The following is a 17,587-nucleotide window of genomic DNA, read 5'->3' as shown; positions in this document are numbered from 1 at the left end:
TAACATGCCATTAGTAAACGGTAATATTCTGCTGGAACGTATTCGTGAGCAAGGCGTATTGGCTGGCGCATTTAATACGACGAATCTAGAAACCACTATTTCAATTCTGGACGCCATCGAGCGTTCAGGACTGCCTAACTTTATTCAGATTGCACCGACTAACGCTAAACTTTCCGGCTATGATTATATTTACGAAATAGTTAGAAAACGTGCGGCAACGATGGATGTGCCTATTAGTTTGCACCTTGATCACGGTAAAGAGCTGGAAGATGTAAAGCAGGCGGTGAGAGCCGGTTTTACTTCGGTCATGATCGACGGGGCAGAATTACCGTTTGCAGAAAACATTGCCTTTACCAAAGCGGCCGTGGACTTTTGCAAATCATTTGGCGTGCCCGTCGAAGCTGAGTTGGGGGCAATCTTGGGTAAAGAAGATGACCACGTGAGTGAGGCCGATTGCAAAACCGATCCTCGTCAGGTATTGCAGTTTGTACAGGAAACCGGGTGCAGCATGCTGGCAATATCCGTCGGCAACGTGCATGGTTTGGAAGATATTCCGCGCATTGATATTCCGCTATTGCAAGAAATCGCCGAGATTTGCCCCGTACCGCTGGTTATTCACGGAGGATCCGGAATAAGCGAAGACATTATTCGCAGTTTTGTTAAATACAACGTGGTGAAATTAAATATTGCTAGTGACTTACGCAAGGCCTTTATTACCTCCGTCGGGCAAGACTGGACTCGAAACAATAATGAGGCCAATCTGGCCCGTGTGATGACCAGCGCCAAAGCCGCGGTAGAGGCCGATGTTTACAGTAAAATTCAAATGATGAACCGAGTCTTTTAATTACGCCTATTAAATTAACCTGCTAAATACAGGACCCAACTATGATCCGAGAGAATATACGTGTTGTTAACAGCACGGGCCTGCACGCACGTCCTGCGGCGATATTAATGAAAACCATTAAAAAACATGAAGCGTCGGTTACGCTTATTAATAATGGCAAGGAAACAGTCATTAAAGGCATGATGGGATTATTAGGTGCCGGCGTAAAAGGTCATTCAAATATTGAAATTATCTGTGAAGGAAGCGATGAAAATAATCTTATGAGCGAAATAAGAGATCTCTTCTCGAAAGGATTTGGCGAAAAAGAATAATCTTTCATTCTTGGTGCTGTAATTCTTGGTCCTGTAATACTTGGTCCTGTAATAAATAGAGCCTAAGCTTTAGGTTTCATTACGTCTGTAACAAGAGGAACGAACCGTGTCTCAGAAACCTTTTCGCCGCGTTTTACTCGCTAATGATGATGGGATTGATGCGCCAGGAATAAAAATTCTTGAACGTGCTGCCGCGCATTTTGCTGACGAAGTCTGGGTGGTTGCCCCGGCGACTGACAAAAGCGGCGTCTCGAACTCCGTCAGTCTACGTGAACCTCTCCGCGTTGAGTCGCGTGGCGAGCGTCGGTTTGCCGTCCATGGCACACCGGCCGATTGCGTCACACTCGCCGTACGGCATTTTATGAAAGAGGCGCCGCCAGACCTGCTGTTGTCAGGGATCAACAGCGGGTCAAATATCGGCTTTGAAACCATTTTATCAGGCACGGTCGGGGCGGCAATGACCGGCGTGCTGCTTGGAATTCCGGCAATCGCATTCAGTCAGGATAAACGGCAGCAGGATGCTCCAGACTGGCGGGTGGCTGAAGAATTTATCCAGCCAGTACTTGAGCAGTTATTGCATGCAGGTTTACCCGATGAATGTTGCCTAAACGTCAATTTCCCTAATCTGCCGTGTGAACAGGTGAAAGGATTGAAAATCAGTCGTCAGGGAATCGGTAAGGTGAAAGGGCTCGATGTTACTGAAACCGCGGATCCGCATGGCGAAAATTATTACTGGATCCGCGTTGAACATGGCATTGACGAACTGCCCGAGCACAGTGAGGTGGAGGCTGTTCACAAGGGTTATATTTCAGTCACGCCTTTGACTTACGAGCGTACCGCTGTCGCGACCTGGGAGAGGTTGAAGCAGCTGTTTTGACAATATAGACGCAAATTATTGTTCAATGAACGCGGATGAAATAACGTTCCTGAAATTAAACAGGTCCCACATATTGCATATCGACGTGAGGAATATCGTCTTCAAGATATTCCTCGGATATGACATCAAAGCCAAAACTTGCATAAAACTTTTGCAGATGCGATTGCGCAGAGAGCTTAATGCTTTTTCTGAGATCAAGATTTTTGAGATCAAGAGCGTGAATTTCAGACAGCGTTTTTTCCATAAGCTTAACGCCTAACTTCTGCCCTCTGACGGAACCGTCGACAATTACGCGGGTAATTTTAATTGCTTCGGCGGAATGACTTAAATTTAATACCCGCGTATAGGCGATGAGTTTATCTTCGCTATATCCGGCAACGTGCAGCGTATCGTCCAGCAGGTCCAATCCGTCAATATCCTGAAAAGGACACGTCTGCTCAACCACAAAGATTGCGCTGCGCAATGCCAATATATCGTGCAGCTGTTTTGCGCTGAGACGATTGCCTTCAAGTACCTGCCATTTGATTTCCATCACTTACCTCAAGTTATTATCTGAACCCTGAAATAATGGCCATATTTGTGGACTATTTCAATAGGTTGCTGGCGATAATAGACTAAAGATAATAAAACGCTGAAAAACGAGTTATTTATAAAAAGTCTTGCTACTGTCGATGAGTTCAAGGTGCTGCAAAGTATCATTGACTGCGTCGAGCATACCGAGCTCCCTTTTGTCGAGATCCCCCGACAGTGCGCTGCGGAGCGCGATAAAGAAGTCGATTTTACCCGCGCTGACTTCATCGGTTTTATCGCCTTTATCGACAATTTTTTGCGCAGCAAGATTGAGTTGCTCTTCCACAAACGTTCTAAGCGTTTCAGTTGACATAGCCAGACCTCATTATTTTATTGAGCCAACATTGGCCCAACCCACGAAGCATAGTTAATTAAAGTAATAATAACCAATCGCTAGTGGAAATTATAATAATGGCTGCAATCTTTAAGCGGGAAATATAGATGAATAAAATTTAATGTATTAAATTAATTACTGCTTGGTAAGCAGTGGAAATAAAAAATCCCATTCGAATATCTTATTAATATTAATAATGCTTCTATCAAAACTTCCTCAACGTGCATCAGACGCTCACGCTTTTACTCATCAAAACCCCTTCTCACGCTCGACGGCTGGCGAAAATTTATCCATATGAAATACCTATTATCCAAGTGGTATACAAATAGAATACAAAAATAGCATGACTAAAATACAGCCAAAAAGAGGCGAAAATGAAAGCAAAGGAGTTCACCCCGACAGCCGAGCAGTCGCTGACGCAAAATGCCTTTGACGCCGTGTTACAGATGATTCAGGTCGGCGCGCTGATTAACGGCGAGGTGGTGAGTGAACGTCGGCTGGCCGAAGAGCTGGGCCTGTCGCGCACGCCCATTCGTGAGGCGCTGGGCCGGTTGGAAGGCAGTCATTATCTGCGTCGTTCGGGGCGCACGCTGCTGGTGAACGGCGTCGAGCTCAGTGAAATTCTTGAAATCATGTCGATACGCATTCTGCTTGAAGCCGATGCGGCAAGGAGCGCGGCGGGCAAAATGTCGGCGGAAAAACTGGCCGCTCTTCGCCTAAAGCTGACGGCGATGGCAAGCCCCGAGCAGGTCTCCGCCGGTTATCACTGGGAGGTCGACGATTTTATACATTTCAGTATCGCCGAAACCGGTGGCAATAAATTACTGCTGCGGCTGCTCGGCGATTTACGTACCCGCACGCGAATGTTCGGTAAAGAGACGGTGCCCACGCGTTTTGAGCCGGGCCGCCAGGAGCATCTGGCCATTATCGATGCCATCGAAGCGGGTGATGGCGAAGCCGCGGCGCAGGCCATGGCGCGACACATCGAAAACGCGCGCAACGCCATCGTCCAATCGGTGGCGGGCAGCGGAATACGGTAACGAATTACGGTAAAGGGTGGCCGCATCGGCGGTCGTTTTATTAACAGCAATCATAGTCAAAAGGAGGTCCAATGGGTCGCAAACGTCTGCTTTATCTCCATAACGGCACGTCGCAACAGACGATAGCCAAGCTCGATGAACGTTTTGAATCGTGGGGCCTGGAGGTTGAACGTTTTTGGGCCTACCAGAACCAGTTTCCCGCTGATTTATCCGGCTATGACGGCATAGTGCTTACCGGCAGTCCGCACGGCGCCTACGAAGATATTCCCTTTATTCATCGCGAACACCAGCTGATTGCCGAAGCGGCCGAGCTGGGTATTCCGATGCTTGGGATCTGTTTTGGTAGCCAGATTCTGGCTTCGGCATTGTGCGGAAAGGATCAGGTATTTCGTCGATCGTCGTGTGAAATCGGCAATCAATGGCTACAGGCGACGCCCGCCGCGGCCGACGATGCGATCGCCTCGGGAATTTATCCGCAGGTTTACATGTTTGTCTGGCACAACGATGAGGTGCGCGCAGCCCATCCGGACATGACGATTTTGGCGACCAGTGACCAGTGTCCCAATCAAATCTGGCGTTATAAAGACCAGCCCATCTGGGGGATTCAGGGGCATCCAGAAATTACCTTGCAGCAGGCCCCGCTGTGGTTCGAGCAAAATCGCACGACGATGGAGCGAGACGGCGGAGATATTGCGCAGCTTATTGCCACTGCCGACGAGGCCGAGGCGGCGAAATCGATGCTAAGCCGTTTCGCCAGCTTTGTTTCTTCACGTTAACCAGCAAATTTAAAAAAACAAAAACTATCGACTCAAAAATCTCAATTCACCACCTTCAGCTTTATAACCACATTAAGGGAAAAAGTGATGACAATCGTTCATAAAGAGATGAAGACAAATTTGCATAAAAAGATGAAGACAACGCTGCATAAAAAGCTGTGCGGCCTGTTTGCCGGGGCGGCGATCCTCGTCACGGCGGCGCTGCCGTTGAGTGCCAACGCCGCCGATGAAATGACCTTTGCCAGCTGGGGCGGCGCCTATCAGGACGGCATCCGCGAGGCGTGGATGAAGCCGTTTACCCAAGAAACCGGCATTAAAATTACCGAAGATACCAATCCGGTCATCGCCCGCATTAAAGCGATGGTCGATACCGATAGCGTTGAATGGGACGTGGTCACCGCGGGCGGCGCAAGCCTGATGCAGGGTGCAAAAAGCGGCCTGTTCGAGAAAATCACCCCTGAAATGGTCGATCAAAGCAACGTATTGCCCGAAGCGCGCAACGATTACGGCGTGCCGTCAGAAATCTTCTCCACCGTCATCGGCTATTCCACCAAGGCTTTTCCAAACGGTGGGCCAAAAACCTTCGCCGATTTCTGGGACGTTAAAAAATTCCCGGGCAAACGCACCTTGCCGGATAAGCCGGATACCGTGCTGGAAGCCGCGCTGCTGGCCGACGGCGTCGCGCCCGCAGATATTTATAAAACACTGAGCACGCCAGCAGGCATGACGCGGGCATTAAATAAAATTCGTCAGATTAAACCTTATGTTGCGATGTGGTGGTCGGCGGGTGCACAGCCGGTTCAGGCGCTCGGCAGTGGGGAAGTGGTGATGGCGCTAGGCTGGAACGGACGTTTTCAAGCCGGGATCGACGGCGGTTTGCCGATTGCCATGTCGTGGGACCAGTCTGTCGCGCAGGTCGGCTATTTCATGATTGTTAAGGGCGCGCCAAACAAAGCGCAGGCGGTCAAGTTCCTTAACTACATCGTTCGTCCGGAAGTGCAGGCGCGGTTTAGCAAATATGTGGCTTACGGCCCGGTTACGCCGAAATCTATCCCATTGATTGATAAGTCTTTGCAGGGAAGATTGCCGTCAACACCAGAGCGTCTCTCCCACGCGGTATTTATGGATATCAACTGGTGGGCTGCGCATTCCCTCGCGGCGGGCGAAGCCTACAACACCGCCATGCAACAGTAATTCACATAGAGGATTTTGATGATGGTGGAAACCAACTATTGGTTTGAAAAAACCGAGTACGAAGGGCGTTTGGCGCGGGTTCAGCAGCAGCTGGTGGAAAAAGGCTACGACGCGCTGCTGGCATTTATGCCGGAAAGCGTAACGTGGATCACCGGATTTTTCACTCGCGCCTATTCGTCGTTCCAGTTTGCGATTATTCCGGCCAGCGGCGAACCGACGGTGATTTGCCGTGACGTGGAGGCCTATTATCTCGACAGCACCTGTCTGTATGCCGATCGCGTGATGTGGAGCGACAGCGATGATAAAAATGCCGTCGCGGTGCAGGCGATTCGTTCACGGCTCGGCGCGTCGCCAAAACTGGCAATAGAAATGGGCGCCTGGCCGCTGTCGGTGGCGCGCTTCAACGGCCTCAAGGCGGGTTTACCCGATGCGCTGATGCTCGACGAAAGCCAGCTGGTGACTCAGATGCGCTTTATTAAATCTGCGGCTGAAATCAACTATCAGCGCGGCGCGGCGCATGCTGCCGAGGCGGGAATGGCGGCGGCGATTGCCTCGGCCAAAGTCGGCGTGAGCGAGCGTGAGATGGCGGCGGAAATCTGTAGCGCGATGATCCGCGCGGGCAGTGATCTGCCGGGGCCGGGCGTGATGTCATCGGGCGAGCGCGCTTACCATTTGCACGGCGGTTATAACGATCGCGTGCTGGCACACGGCGATATTGTGCAGATCGAAACCACGCCTAACGTGCGGCATTATCACGCGCGCTTTATGCGGCCGATTCGAGTGGGAGCGGCGAGTGATGAGGATCACCGCGCGGTAGAGCAGCTGATCGCCATTCAGGATGCGGCGCTGGCGGCCGTCAAGCCCGGCGTGGCGGCCACGGTGCCCGATGCCATTTACCGCGAGGGCGTGCTGGCGGCGGGGTTACGCGAAACCTACACCAATAAAACGTTCTATTCGGTCGGCCTGCTATTGGCCCCGAGCGGCGGCGAGCCGCTGGAAGCCGCGCCGGGCTGTGACTGGCATTTTACGCCGGGCATGACCTTCCACACTTACGTGCTGGCGCGCGGGTTCGGCATGTCGGAAACCATCGCCATCACCGACGACGGCTACGAGCGATTAACCCAGTTCCCGCGTCAGCTGTTCATCAGCTAGCGCCACGGGTCGGTGCGGCTACTTTTGGCCGCGCCTTGCCTTTGTGCAAACCGGAGAGAAAACGTGACCACATCTTCTATACCCGGGCTCAAGACGGCGGAACGGCAAAAGAGGCCGCGCCGTTTTTCCCGCCTGACGTTGCTGGCTCTGCCGCTGCTGGTTTTTCTGACGCTGTTCTTTATCTGGCCCATTATCGGCCTGCTTAAACAGGGCTTTTACAGCAATGGCGCGCTGTCGATGGATAATTACCTGCGCCTGCTTGAAGTGCCTATCTATCGGATTGTATTGCAAAATACCTTTGTTATCGCGCTGGTGGTGACCGGCAGTTGCGTGGTGATGAGTTATCCGCTGGCCTATTTGATGGCGTCGGTGCGACCCGCGCTGTCGAAACTGCTGTTTTTCGCCGTGCTGCTGCCGTTCTGGTCCAGCGCGCTGGTGCGCACCTCGGCGTGGATCGCGCTGTTGCAGCAAAACGGGCCGTTAAACACGCTGCTGGTCAGCACCCGACTTATCGATCAACCGGTCGCCTTTCTTTATAACTTTACCGGCGTATTAATTGGCATGACCCACGTGCTGATGCCGTTTGTCGTGCTGCCGCTCTACTCGTCGTTTCGCGCGATGGATAAATCGCTGATTCAGGCGGCGCAGAGTTTGGGCGCGGATTCGATAGGCATTTTTACGCGGGTGATTCTGCCGCTGACCCGTCCGGGCGTGGTGGCGGGCGCAATTATTGTTTTCATGAATGCCGTGGGCTATTACATCACGCCGTCGCTGATGGGTGGACCCGCGCAACGAATGATTGCCGAGCTTATCTCGCACAATATCAGCGATGAGCTGAACTGGGGCATTGCCGCCGCGCTGGCTGGCGTGTTGCTGGTGACCACGCTGTTTTCTCTTTGGTTGTTTAATCGGCTATTTGGTTTAGACAAACTGATGGGCGGCCAGTCGGGAAAAGGCAGCCAGTTAACCAGCGCGCGACGCACCGGCGGCGGCAAAATCAGCGCGCTGGCGGGACTGCTGTGCGCGGTCTTTCTGCTGCTGCCCATTATTATCGTGATCCCGATGAGCTTCGGCACCGGCAGCTTTCCGACCTTTCCTCCGGCGGAATATGGCGTGCGCTGGTATCGCCATTTCTTTGCCGATCCAAAATGGATGGCCGCGCTGTGGCAAAGCGTCAAGATTGGCGCGATTGTTACGGTGACTTCTGTGGCATTGGGCGCGAGCGCCGCGCTGGCGGTTTACAAGATGCGCCCGGGCCGCAAAGGCTGGCTGGAAACGCTCTTCATCATCCCAATGTCCGTGCCGGCAATTATTACCGCCGTGGCACTTTATTACCTCTGCGGGCCTTTGGGGCTGATTAAAAATTCCGTGGCGCTGATTATCGGCCACACCGTGCTCGCCACGCCTTACGTCTACATCACGCTGCGCGCGGCGTTGCAAAGTTTTGATCCGAGTCTGGAGCTGGCGGCGCTGAGTTTGGGGGCAAGCTGGTCGCAAATGTTCAAGCGAATCATGCTGCCCGCGCTGCTGCCGGGGCTGATCGGCGGGGCGATATTTGCCTTTATTACCTCTTTCGATGACGTGGTCATGGCGCTGTTTCTCACCACTTTGCGTACCCGAACGCTGCCGAAATTAATGTATGAAGGGCTGTCGATGGATTTCGATCCGACGGTGATCTCCGCCTCCTGTGTGCTGATCGCCGCCACCGCGCTGATCCTGATTGCCCACGCACTGTTTGCTCGCCAGGGAGATAAAAATGCAACAGCAACAAGGTAAAGACGTGACCCTAACGGGGATCCGTAAAACTTACGGCGAGGTGATTGCGCTGCCGGAGGTCAATCTTTCGGTACAGCGCGGCGAATTTTGCACGCTGCTGGGCGCATCCGGCTCCGGTAAAACCACCTTGCTGAAGATTATTGCGGGCTTTGAAATGCCGGATCGCGGCAGCGTGCACATTGCGGGTAAAAACGTCAGCCGCACGCCGATTGCCGACCGCAATATCGGCATGGTTTTCCAAAACTACGCGCTGTTTCCGCATCTTTCGGTGTTTGAAAACGTCGCGTTTCCGCTGCGCATGCGCCGCATGGCGAAGCAGGATATTGACTACAAAGTGGCGGAAGCGCTGGCGCTGGTCAGCATGCAAGAGTTTCGCGCGCGAATGCCCGGCGAACTTTCCGGCGGCCAGCAGCAGCGCACGGCGTTGGCAAGGGCGTTGGTGTTTAATCCGGATATTTTGTTGATGGATGAACCGCTGGGCGCGCTGGATAAAAATCTGCGCCAGACTATTCAGTTGCAAATCAAACAGCTGCATCAGGAACTTGGCCTAACCGTGGTGTTTGTCACCCACGATCAGGAGGAGGCGATGAACCTTTCCGACACTATCGTCATTATGGAAAACGGCCGCATCGTGGAGTCCGGCGCGCCTGAAAACCTCTATCGACGGCCGGGCAGCCCTTTTGTGGCCGGATTTCTGGGCGAATGTAATTTTATTCCGCAGCAGAGCGGCGCCACGCTCGGCGTTCGTCCAGAACATCTGCTGATTGGCGGCTCGAGCCAATTCGTGGCTCAGCGCCATCGGGGCGAGATTCAGGTCGCAACCTTCTGCGGCATGCACTGGAAACTGTTTATTGCCTCGATGGGCCAAACCATTATCGCCTACGCGCCGCCCGATATTTCGCCGCTGGAGCGCACGCCGGGCAACATCGTCGATTGGGGTTTTCAACCGCGCGACGCCATAACCTTCTAGCCGTTTTTCAGGAAACTAACGATGACCCATAAACTCGACGAACAGGCGCACGGCGTCTATATCATTGCTGCCACGCCTTTTACCGATGACGGCGCGCTGGATTTAGCCAGCGCCGACAGCCTGACCGATTTTTATCTTGAGCAGGGCGTCAGCGGCATCACTATTCTTGGCATGATGGGCGAAGCGCCAAAGCTGACCGATGAAGAGTCGCTGCTGTTTATGCGGCGCGTGCTGACGCGGGTCAACGGCCGCGTGCCGGTGGTGGTCGGCGTCAGTCACGCCTCGCATCAGCACGTTCAGCGGCTCAGCCACACCGCCATGGAAATGGGCGCGGCAGGCGTGATGCTGGCTCCCGTCGGCAATCTCAAAATCGACGAGCAGGTGAGCCAATATTACCTGACGGTCGCCGATATGTTGGGCAGCGAGGTGCCTATCTGCCTGCAAGATTTCCCGCAGTCTACCGGCGTGCACACCTCGGTGGCGGTGATTTTGCGTTTGATTGAAGCGCTGCCGCAGCTGGTGATGTTAAAACATGAAGATCTGCCGGGCCTGCGCAAGCTGAGTCAGGTGAGAAAGTTTAGCGAGGAGCGTAATCTGCGCCGCATTAGCATTCTGGTGGGCAACGGCGGGCTGTTTTTACCTCAGGAATTGCGTCGAGGCGCAGACGGCGCGATGACAGGTTTTGCCTATCCTGAAATGCTGGTGCAGGTTTGCGCGCTGTTTGCGGCGGGTAAAATCGAGGAGGCGGAAGATCTGTTTGACCTATATCTGCCTCTTTTGCGCCATGAATTCCAGTTCGGCATTGGGCTGGCGCTGCGCAAAGAGACCCTGCGCCGACGCGGCATTATCCGCAGCGCGGCGGTGCGCCAGCCCGGCCCGAAACTCGACAGCGACGACCAGCGCGAGCTGGGTCAGCTGATTGCGCGTCTCGAAAGAGGATTGCAGGCGCGGGGCTGAGTTTAGCTTAACGATGCTGGCGTGGCGAACAGCCGATCACCCGTTTGAACGCTTTTCCGAACGCGCTTTCCGATTCATAACCCAATGATGTGGCGATGCGCGGCAGCGAGTCGGCAGAGTTTTTTAGCCGATCGCACGCCAGCAGCATCCGCCACTGGGTCAGATAGTCAATGGGTGTCGTGCCAACGGTGCCTCTAAAGTGTTTCGCAAACGCCGAGCGTGACATTCCCACCTGCTCGGCGAGTTTCTGTAACGTCCAGCTATGGCCCGGATCCTGATGCATACAGGCAATCGCCGCGCTGAGCTGTTTGTCGCCAAGGGCCGCTAGCCAACCCACGCCAGCGCTCATCGCGTCGTTTGAATGCAGCCGCAACGCCTGCACCAGCAGCATAAAAGCCAATTGCTGGACGATTAACGCGCCGCCCGGCTGCGGATTACGCACCTCTTCGGCCATGCGATCCAGTGACCAGCGCATGGCCGCTTTGTCAGATTCTTTATCAATATGCACAATCGGCGGCAGCGATCCCAACAGCATCGCGGCATAATGGCCGGTCAACACAAAATGCCCGCCGACCAGAAAACAGCCTTCATCGTGCGTTATCGCTACCGTTTCTTTCGACTTTCGTGATGCAAGGAGTAGAGCAAAATCAATCGGTTCCACCGCTAAATCTGTGGATAAGCTAAAAGGCGGTCCGGGCGGCAACAGGTAACAATCGCCTGCTTTAAGCAGGATAGGGTCCGCCACGCCCGCGACGCGAAGCCAACATTGCCCCGAGACCACGGCATAACATTTGATGCCCTCATGATATGGCCATTGAATAGCCAGCGGATGCTTCAAGGCCACGCCGCCCGAGGCATAGCTCTGAGGTTTGAGCAAAGACAACAATTCTGACAGCGGATCCATAATTCCTCTGGACGATGAGACCAAAAATAGCGACTTTCCAGCCTAGATCGTATTCGTTGAAAAATCTACAGTATGTTTACCGGACCGAAATGCGGCCCCTAACGTTTCTAACGAGGAATTCACAATGCGTATTTTTCTGACTGGCGCGACAGGATTTATCGGCACGGCGGTTGTTAGCCAACTGCTTGCTGCCGGACATCAGGTGCTTGGCCTCACCCGCAGCGAGCAGGGCGCAGAGGCGCTGACCGCCGCCGGTGCCGTGGCGCATTTTGGTGATATTGAAGAATTGGACAGCCTTCGTCGCGGCGCGAGCCAAAGTGACGGCGTGATCCATACCGCTTTCGACCACGACTTTTCAAATTTTTTGGCTAACTGCGAGAAAGACCGGCTGGCAATCGAGGCGATGGGCGACGTGTTGGCCGGCACGCAAAAGCCGTTGATCATCACCTCCGGCGTGGGCATGGGATCGACAGGAAATAACGCGCTGGCCACCGAAGACTACTTTAATCCTGAGCATCCAAATCCGCGCAGGGCGTCTGAGCTGGCGGGGCGGGCTTTGTCTGCGCGCGGCGTTAATGTGTCAGTGGTACGGCTTTCGCAGGTGCATAATCCATTAAAACAGGGGCTTATCACGCCGTTAATTGAGTTGGCGCGGCAAAAAGGCGTCTCGGCGTATGTGGGCGATGGCGAAAATCGCTGGTCGGCGGTGCCTCTTGACGATGCGGCGCGACTTTATCTGTTGGCGCTGGAGAAAAACGTGGCCGGAAGCCGCTATCACGCCGTGGCGGAAGAGGGCGTTTCGATGCGCACGCTGGCCGAAACGTTAGGGCGCGTGCTCAAGCTGCCGGTGGTTCGCCTCGAAGCAGAACAGGCCGCAGAACATTTTGGCTGGATGGGCGCTTTTGTTAATCACGATATGTCTGCCAGCAGCGCGTTAACGCGGGCGCGGCTGAATTGGCAGCCTTTAGGACCGGCGCTGGTGACCGATCTCGAGCAGTTGGCGGGATAGCGCAGGGAGGGAAAGTAGAAAATGGGCGTACTGGCTTAGCTGGACTTATTAATAGTCGTTATCAACATCTTTACTGGCCGAGCGGATGACCCACCCGACGGCGACGACAATCAGCAACAGCAGCGTTACACCTAAATAAACCATATCACTCCTTTCTTTCCTCTTAAGGGGATTTTCGTTATGCGATCCCTTAAGGATAGTGTGACCTGATTAAACATGTATTACATGAACATATTATTACAAGGTGTTCTGAGCGTGAGATCTCGTTACAAATATGTCGACAGCCAGGAAAAGCACTGCGAGGGGTTTTCGGCGACACGCCGCCAGTGCTATCCTCTGACCCTATAAATCATGAGGGGGTGACATGTTAAAAAAATCATTAATATCAATCATCATTTTGCTTTCTTTACCGATGGCCGCGTCCGCTGCGCAGAAGTTTGTCTGCAACGTGACGCACAGCACGGAAAATGAAAGTGGGGTGGTGCAGTCAGAACAAAGTGCTGATTCGGTGCTGGTTGACGATGGCAATATCTTTACCATTACCCCTGAAGGGATGGGCGAGAAAACCAGTCCTGCGCTTAAAACCGTCAAAACTCCCGATGGGGGTCAGATAATGACGGCAAAAGGGTTAGACGGCATGATGTATGCGAAGTTTAGTGACAGCTACGTGATGAGAAACAGCAAGGAAGGCTACATTTATACCAACTGCAAAGCGTCGCAATAGCTGTTAGCGGCTAGTTAGTTGTGAAAAGTAAGTCGTGAAGAGCTAGTCGTGAAGCGTGAATGTGAATAGCTGACAGAACGAATTTCAGAGACAAAAAAACCCGCTGCGGCGGGTTTTTGTTTTAGCGCACAAAGGCAGTAAAGATCTTGTTAATCAATAGACCTTATGAACTATAAGACCTTATTAACCAAAAGACCTTATAAAACTTAAATCATAATAATCGTGCGTGTTACACGAATTTAGCGTGTTTCTTGGCGGCCTTGGCGGCTTCAACCGGATGTTCTGCCAACAGCCATTCGTCGAATTTTGAATAGGCTTCCAAAAATTTGACGAAATAATTGATTTCGGACAGGTGCTCTACATTGTGATCCATATATTTTGAAGCAAGTTTAAATGCATCTTCATTGTCTAACTTCATAAGCCCACCTCGGCAGAATGTAAAATTCATTTTGCGATCCTTACAACCTGAAAGGCTGGGATCAGAATGTAATCTTTACCAAATACTACACAAAATATCCGAAAACGATGCAAAAGGTATCACACAATTTTACAGCGACTGCAAAAATGTCTTAGTTTCCCGAGGCTAACCGCATTTTTCGACACCTTTGCCGGTGGTCTTAATCGTTCGCCTCCTATTACACGGGCGTTGCACAAAACGCGCCAGCCTGAAAAGTAGGACTTTTTTCCCTAATTGGCGAGTGATTGCCAGATACATCTCGGATAACATGTAGGAATATTATTATCCGGTTTAATGCAGGCGGTACCGGTTGTGCGTTTAGACAAGAAAATATCTTCGCTCGATAATCTTATTTACTCCAATTACCGTGTCACTCACGGGCTACGGATGGGCGTCGCCTTTGTGCTGACCTTCCTTATTGTGCGCCTCACTCAATTACCCGAAGCGACGTGGCCGATGATCACGCTAGTGGTGGTGATGGGGCCGATTTCGTTTTGGGGAAACGTGGTGCAGCGCGTTTCGGAAAGGATTATCGGCACGGTCGGCGGCTCGATTGCGGGCATGGCGGCGCTGTGGCTGGAGCTTTATTCCTTACCGCTGATGCTGACCTGGTGCGGGCTGGTGGTGTTTGCCAGTGGTTATCTTGCCCTCGGTAAACGCGCCTACGCGGGCCTGCTGCTCGGTGTTACGCTGGCGGTTATTATCGGCGCAGGGCCGGGCGATATGGAAACCGCACTCTGGCGAAGCGGCGACGTGCTGATTGGCTCGCTGCTGGCGCTGCTGTTTTCCAGTATTTATCCGCAGCGCGCCTTTATTCACTGGCGCATGCAGATGGCCGACTACCTGATGTCGCTGAACAAGCTGCACAGCGCGTGGCTGTCGCCGAACATGCTTGAACGCCCGCGATTGCAGAAAAAACTCAAGCAGGCGATGGCGCAGATGATCAAAATGCGCGCGCTGCACGCCGCCTCGAGCAAAGAGTCGCACGTTCCGCGTGAAGTTTTCGATGCCACGCAAACGCTGTGCCGCAATCTGCTTTGTACGCTCGAACTGTTGGCCGACGCCTATTGGAGTTCGCGGGAGAGCCATTTTATTATGCTTAACGCCCGCACGCTCAGGCACACCCAGCGTTCAATTTTAAACGCGCTGGAAAAACTCAGCCTGATGCTGCGTAACGGTTCGATGGGCGACGAGCTACAGGTGAGCGTTCAGCTCAACGACTCGGCGCTCGAGCTGCAAGAGCTGATGCAGTCGATGAATCGCGGTAAAAACAACGAAGCGCAAATCTATGGTTATGTCTGGCTCTCCATGCAGGTCACCGATCAGCTAAAATCTCTGGGCGATTTGTTAACCACGGCGATGGACAAGCAGGAGCCGGTTGTGGTCGCGAAGCCTGAATCCTGATAGTCTGTTCGCTATTGCGGGCAGTCAGTAAATGAATCTGTGTAACTTAATCGAAGGTGTAAAAATGGATAATATTACTAAGCCGAGTTTCCAGGACGTTCTGGAGTTTGTACGTATTTTTCGTCGTAAAAACAAACTACAGCGTGAAATTGTCGATAACGAAAAGAAAATCCGCGATAACCAGAAACGTGTTCTGCTTCTCGACAACCTGAGCGACTACATCAAGCCCGGTATGAGCATTGACGACGTGCAGGCGATTATCGCCAACATGCGCGGTGACTATGAAGACCGCGTTGACGACTACATCATCAAAAACGCCGACCTGTCGAAAGAGCGTCGCGAGATGTCGAAAACGTTGAAAGCGATGGGCGAAATGAAAGCCAACGAAGCTAAAGCCAACGAAATCAAGTAAGCCGCTTTACTTTCCCCCACCGTCGTGGGGGAATGCCTTCCCGCTGTATTTAAACTTTATGCAAACTTTATGCAAACTTTATTTAAACTGTAATTCAACAGCATAAACTGCACGCATTAAGCCTTCGCCGAACGTCGCACGCTGCTCAGCCAATCCTCCATTAATTTTTGACGCCCGGCCCACAGATTTTCGGCCTTTTCGACGCTAATCGTCTCAAACATCAACATATCCCCCGGCTTTGCCTGACCCAAACGGGCGAGATCCGCACGAATAACCGTGGCGATTTTCGGATAGCCGCCGGTAGTTTGCCGATCGTTCATCGCGATAATCGGCTGTCCGCTGCCCGGAATTTGAATGCTGCCGCGCGAGATAGCGTCGGAGACAATATTGAATCCTTTAGTATGCGCGAGCGGCGCGCCGGTAAGGCGATAACCCATGCGATCGCTTTGCGCGCTAACCCGATAAGGCTGGCTGACAAACTGCTGAAATGCAGACGCCGCAAAATGGTCGTCTTGCGGACCCGCAATCACGCGAATCGGCCGCCGCTCGCGCTGGGGCATCAGCCGCTGTTCCGGTTCGCCGCGCTGTTCATTAATAGAGGAAGAAAGGGGCGCGGCCAACGGCAGCCAATCGCCTTTTTGCAGCTGACGGCCCGAAAATCCACCCAACGCGGCGCGCATAAGGGTCGATACGCTGCCCATCACGGGCTGCACTTCAAAACCTCCGGCCACCGCCAAATAACCGCGCGCGCCACTCAAAGCACGAGTAATGCGCAACGTGCTGCCGGGCATCATGGTAAAACGCCGATAGGGCGCAACCGAGATGTTATCAAGTGTCAGCGCCATATCGCCGCTGACGGCAATGCTGCAAGGGTGATTGCCCGTCAGGCGCAGCGTTGCGCCGGTTAAGGTAAATTCAAGCGCGCCGGTATTTGCCTCGTTTCCGACCAACGCGTTGGCGATAGCAAAACTCATTTCATCCATCGCGCCTGAGGGCGGCACGCCGCAGTCTTCAAAGCCGAAACGGCCCAGGTCCTGCAAGGTGGTGAATAGTCCGGGTGAAAGCACCTCAAAACCCCTGTTCATTGCCATCTCCATTGAGGTAAATAATCGGCCTGCGCCTGTAAATCCTGATACTGATCAACGCCTATCGCTGAAAATTTCACCCTGTCGCCCGCGCTAAACAGAAAAGGCTGCGTGCGCTGGGGATCAAAGCTGCGTACCGGCGTGCGGCCAATCAGGTGCCAACCGCTTGGCGCTTCGACTGAACCCACTGCAGTTTGCATCCCGCCAATGCTGATGCTGCCTTGCGGTACTTTTAAACGAGGAGATTCGCGGCGCGAAGTGTGCAGCAGCGGATCCAACCCGCCGAGATAGGCAAAGCCGGGCATAAACCCCATCATGTAAATCCGATAAGAGGCCACGGTGTGGCGCGTGATAACTTCCTGCGGCGACAGGCCGTGGGTTTGCGCCAGCCATTCGAGGTCGACGCCGTTTTCGCCGCCGTAATTCACCGGAATGTCCCACATTCGCACCCGTTCTGCCGGCGCATCAGGCTGTGACAACAGCGCCGTAAGGGTCGCGATAAGCGTGTGTTGGCGCGTTTGCGTGGAGTCATAACCGACGGTTAAGGCGCGATAAGTGGGCACCAGCGACGTTACGCCCTCAACCTGATTCTGACGCACGCGCGCCGCCAGCGCAGTGACTCGCGCATTAACCGCCTCGTCAATCACCTCGCCAAAATCGATAGCTACCGCCTGATCGGCAATCGGCAAAATCCGCCATGAAACAGCCTGTTCAGTCAAAATGCGCTCCTGTTTTCATTTCACTCTACTGAGTCATTTCTATCGCAATTTCTGCGGAATACTTTTGGCATA

Annotated in this window: 20 protein-coding genes; 14 read left to right on the top strand and 6 right to left on the bottom strand. The window is 53.2% G+C overall.

Going from position 1 to position 17,587, the window contains the following annotated elements:
• Positions 1–4: 4 nt before the first annotated feature.
• The 3 genes from SC206_RS03915 (at position 5) to surE (ending at position 2,032) form a co-directional block, all read left to right on the top strand.
• On the top strand, positions 5–844 hold the full coding sequence (locus tag SC206_RS03915; protein ID WP_332734376.1) for a class II aldolase: 840 nt from the start codon (positions 5–7) through the stop codon (positions 842–844).
• 41 nt (positions 845–885) lie between these two features.
• Positions 886–1,155 carry an HPr family phosphocarrier protein gene (locus SC206_RS03910; protein WP_332734375.1) on the top strand — a complete coding sequence of 90 codons (270 nt, stop codon included), beginning with the start codon at positions 886–888 and terminating at the stop codon, positions 1,153–1,155.
• Positions 1,156–1,261: 106 nt separating this feature from the next.
• On the top strand, positions 1,262–2,032 hold the full coding sequence (surE, locus tag SC206_RS03905; RefSeq protein ID WP_332734374.1) for a 5'/3'-nucleotidase SurE: 771 nt from the start codon (positions 1,262–1,264) through the stop codon (positions 2,030–2,032).
• Positions 2,033–2,087: 55 nt separating this feature from the next.
• Here surE and SC206_RS03900 read toward each other — a convergent pair whose 3' ends face one another.
• Both SC206_RS03900 and SC206_RS03895 read right to left on the bottom strand, forming a co-directional pair.
• A complete protein-coding gene (locus tag SC206_RS03900) occupies positions 2,088–2,564 on the bottom strand; it encodes a GNAT family N-acetyltransferase (RefSeq protein ID WP_332734373.1) in 477 nt (158 codons plus the stop codon).
• 111 nt (positions 2,565–2,675) lie between these two features.
• Positions 2,676–2,915, bottom strand: a complete 240-nt coding sequence (locus SC206_RS03895) for a hypothetical protein (RefSeq protein ID WP_332734372.1) — start codon at positions 2,913–2,915, stop codon at positions 2,676–2,678.
• Positions 2,916–3,310: 395 nt separating this feature from the next.
• Between SC206_RS03895 and SC206_RS03890 the strand changes: the two genes are divergently transcribed.
• From SC206_RS03890 to SC206_RS03860, 7 genes are all read left to right on the top strand, one after another.
• Entirely contained in the window at positions 3,311–3,976 is a 666-nt protein-coding gene (locus SC206_RS03890) for a GntR family transcriptional regulator (RefSeq protein ID WP_332734368.1), read from the top strand.
• A gap of 71 nt (positions 3,977–4,047) precedes the next feature.
• Positions 4,048–4,752, top strand: a complete 705-nt coding sequence (locus SC206_RS03885) for a type 1 glutamine amidotransferase (RefSeq protein WP_332734366.1) — start codon at positions 4,048–4,050, stop codon at positions 4,750–4,752.
• Positions 4,753–4,839: 87 nt separating this feature from the next.
• Positions 4,840–5,946 carry an ABC transporter substrate-binding protein gene (locus SC206_RS03880; protein ID WP_332734364.1) on the top strand — a complete coding sequence of 369 codons (1,107 nt, stop codon included), beginning with the start codon at positions 4,840–4,842 and terminating at the stop codon, positions 5,944–5,946.
• Positions 5,947–5,964: 18 nt separating this feature from the next.
• Entirely contained in the window at positions 5,965–7,098 is a 1,134-nt protein-coding gene (locus SC206_RS03875; RefSeq protein ID WP_332734362.1) for a M24 family metallopeptidase, read from the top strand.
• A gap of 63 nt (positions 7,099–7,161) precedes the next feature.
• The gene (locus SC206_RS03870) at positions 7,162–8,874 is read left to right on the top strand and encodes an ABC transporter permease subunit (RefSeq protein ID WP_332734360.1); all 1,713 of its coding nucleotides are present in this window, start codon (positions 7,162–7,164) and stop codon (positions 8,872–8,874) included.
• Positions 8,855–9,844, top strand: a complete 990-nt coding sequence (locus tag SC206_RS03865; protein WP_332734359.1) for an ABC transporter ATP-binding protein — start codon at positions 8,855–8,857, stop codon at positions 9,842–9,844. Before SC206_RS03870 ends, SC206_RS03865 begins: the two co-directional genes overlap by 20 nt.
• A 21-nt stretch (positions 9,845–9,865) precedes the next feature.
• On the top strand, positions 9,866–10,801 hold the full coding sequence (locus SC206_RS03860) for a dihydrodipicolinate synthase family protein (RefSeq protein ID WP_332734357.1): 936 nt from the start codon (positions 9,866–9,868) through the stop codon (positions 10,799–10,801).
• Between the two features lie 7 nt (positions 10,802–10,808).
• Here the strand turns inward: SC206_RS03860 and SC206_RS03855 are convergent, their stop codons facing one another.
• Complete coding sequence (locus SC206_RS03855; RefSeq protein ID WP_332734355.1) at positions 10,809–11,705, bottom strand: AraC family transcriptional regulator; 897 nt, start codon at positions 11,703–11,705, stop codon at positions 10,809–10,811.
• Positions 11,706–11,829: 124 nt separating this feature from the next.
• Here SC206_RS03855 and SC206_RS03850 point away from each other — a divergent pair, with 124 nt between their 5' ends.
• Both SC206_RS03850 and SC206_RS03845 read left to right on the top strand, forming a co-directional pair.
• Complete coding sequence (locus tag SC206_RS03850; RefSeq protein ID WP_332734353.1) at positions 11,830–12,714, top strand: SDR family oxidoreductase; 885 nt, start codon at positions 11,830–11,832, stop codon at positions 12,712–12,714.
• Between the two features lie 364 nt (positions 12,715–13,078).
• Positions 13,079–13,438 carry a hypothetical protein gene (locus SC206_RS03845; protein ID WP_332734351.1) on the top strand — a complete coding sequence of 120 codons (360 nt, stop codon included), beginning with the start codon at positions 13,079–13,081 and terminating at the stop codon, positions 13,436–13,438.
• 229 nt (positions 13,439–13,667) lie between these two features.
• Here SC206_RS03845 and SC206_RS03840 read toward each other — a convergent pair whose 3' ends face one another.
• Complete coding sequence (locus SC206_RS03840) at positions 13,668–13,856, bottom strand: hypothetical protein (protein WP_332734349.1); 189 nt, start codon at positions 13,854–13,856, stop codon at positions 13,668–13,670.
• Between the two features lie 351 nt (positions 13,857–14,207).
• Between SC206_RS03840 and SC206_RS03835 the strand changes: the two genes are divergently transcribed.
• Complete coding sequence (locus tag SC206_RS03835; RefSeq protein WP_332734347.1) at positions 14,208–15,299, top strand: FUSC family protein; 1,092 nt, start codon at positions 14,208–14,210, stop codon at positions 15,297–15,299.
• A 64-nt stretch (positions 15,300–15,363) separates the two neighbouring features.
• Positions 15,364–15,711 carry a PTS system regulator TmaR gene (gene tmaR / locus SC206_RS03830; RefSeq protein WP_332734345.1) on the top strand — a complete coding sequence of 116 codons (348 nt, stop codon included), beginning with the start codon at positions 15,364–15,366 and terminating at the stop codon, positions 15,709–15,711.
• 116 nt (positions 15,712–15,827) lie between these two features.
• On the opposite strand, the gene SC206_RS03825 is transcribed toward tmaR, so the two are convergent.
• Positions 15,828–16,796, bottom strand: coding sequence for a biotin-dependent carboxyltransferase family protein (locus tag SC206_RS03825; protein WP_332734343.1), 969 nt, complete (start codon positions 16,794–16,796; stop codon positions 15,828–15,830).
• On the bottom strand, positions 16,793–17,515 hold the full coding sequence (gene pxpB, locus SC206_RS03820; RefSeq protein ID WP_332734341.1) for a 5-oxoprolinase subunit PxpB: 723 nt from the start codon (positions 17,513–17,515) through the stop codon (positions 16,793–16,795). Before pxpB ends, SC206_RS03825 begins: the two co-directional genes overlap by 4 nt.
• Positions 17,516–17,587 lie beyond the last annotated feature (72 nt).

The organism is Rouxiella sp. T17 (genome assembly GCF_036663475.1).
Taxonomy (GTDB): domain Bacteria; phylum Pseudomonadota; class Gammaproteobacteria; order Enterobacterales; family Enterobacteriaceae; genus Rouxiella.
This window is presented reverse-complemented; position numbering and strand designations above follow the sequence as displayed.

What these genes read in the sequence shown, in the direction of transcription:
- SC206_RS03890 (WP_332734368.1), top strand. Translation starts at nt 3,311, where the DNA reads ATGAAAGCAAAGGAGTTCACCCCGACAGCCGAGCAGTCGCTGACGCAA.
- SC206_RS03885 (WP_332734366.1), top strand. Translation starts at nt 4,048, where the DNA reads ATGGGTCGCAAACGTCTGCTTTATCTCCATAACGGCACGTCGCAACAG.
- SC206_RS03875 (WP_332734362.1), top strand. Translation starts at nt 5,965, where the DNA reads ATGATGGTGGAAACCAACTATTGGTTTGAAAAAACCGAGTACGAAGGG.
- SC206_RS03845 (WP_332734351.1), top strand. Translation starts at nt 13,079, where the DNA reads ATGTTAAAAAAATCATTAATATCAATCATCATTTTGCTTTCTTTACCG.
- SC206_RS03915 (WP_332734376.1), top strand. Translation starts at nt 5, where the DNA reads ATGCCATTAGTAAACGGTAATATTCTGCTGGAACGTATTCGTGAGCAA.
- SC206_RS03825 (WP_332734343.1), bottom strand. Translation starts at nt 16,796, where the DNA reads ATGAACAGGGGTTTTGAGGTGCTTTCACCCGGACTATTCACCACCTTG.
- SC206_RS03910 (WP_332734375.1), top strand. Translation starts at nt 886, where the DNA reads ATGATCCGAGAGAATATACGTGTTGTTAACAGCACGGGCCTGCACGCA.
- SC206_RS03895 (WP_332734372.1), bottom strand. Translation starts at nt 2,915, where the DNA reads ATGTCAACTGAAACGCTTAGAACGTTTGTGGAAGAGCAACTCAATCTT.
- SC206_RS03840 (WP_332734349.1), bottom strand. Translation starts at nt 13,856, where the DNA reads ATGAAGTTAGACAATGAAGATGCATTTAAACTTGCTTCAAAATATATG.
- SC206_RS03860 (WP_332734357.1), top strand. Translation starts at nt 9,866, where the DNA reads ATGACCCATAAACTCGACGAACAGGCGCACGGCGTCTATATCATTGCT.
- SC206_RS03855 (WP_332734355.1), bottom strand. Translation starts at nt 11,705, where the DNA reads ATGGATCCGCTGTCAGAATTGTTGTCTTTGCTCAAACCTCAGAGCTAT.
- tmaR (WP_332734345.1), top strand. Translation starts at nt 15,364, where the DNA reads ATGGATAATATTACTAAGCCGAGTTTCCAGGACGTTCTGGAGTTTGTA.
- SC206_RS03865 (WP_332734359.1), top strand. Translation starts at nt 8,855, where the DNA reads ATGCAACAGCAACAAGGTAAAGACGTGACCCTAACGGGGATCCGTAAA.
- SC206_RS03900 (WP_332734373.1), bottom strand. Translation starts at nt 2,564, where the DNA reads ATGGAAATCAAATGGCAGGTACTTGAAGGCAATCGTCTCAGCGCAAAA.
- SC206_RS03850 (WP_332734353.1), top strand. Translation starts at nt 11,830, where the DNA reads ATGCGTATTTTTCTGACTGGCGCGACAGGATTTATCGGCACGGCGGTT.
- SC206_RS03880 (WP_332734364.1), top strand. Translation starts at nt 4,840, where the DNA reads ATGACAATCGTTCATAAAGAGATGAAGACAAATTTGCATAAAAAGATG.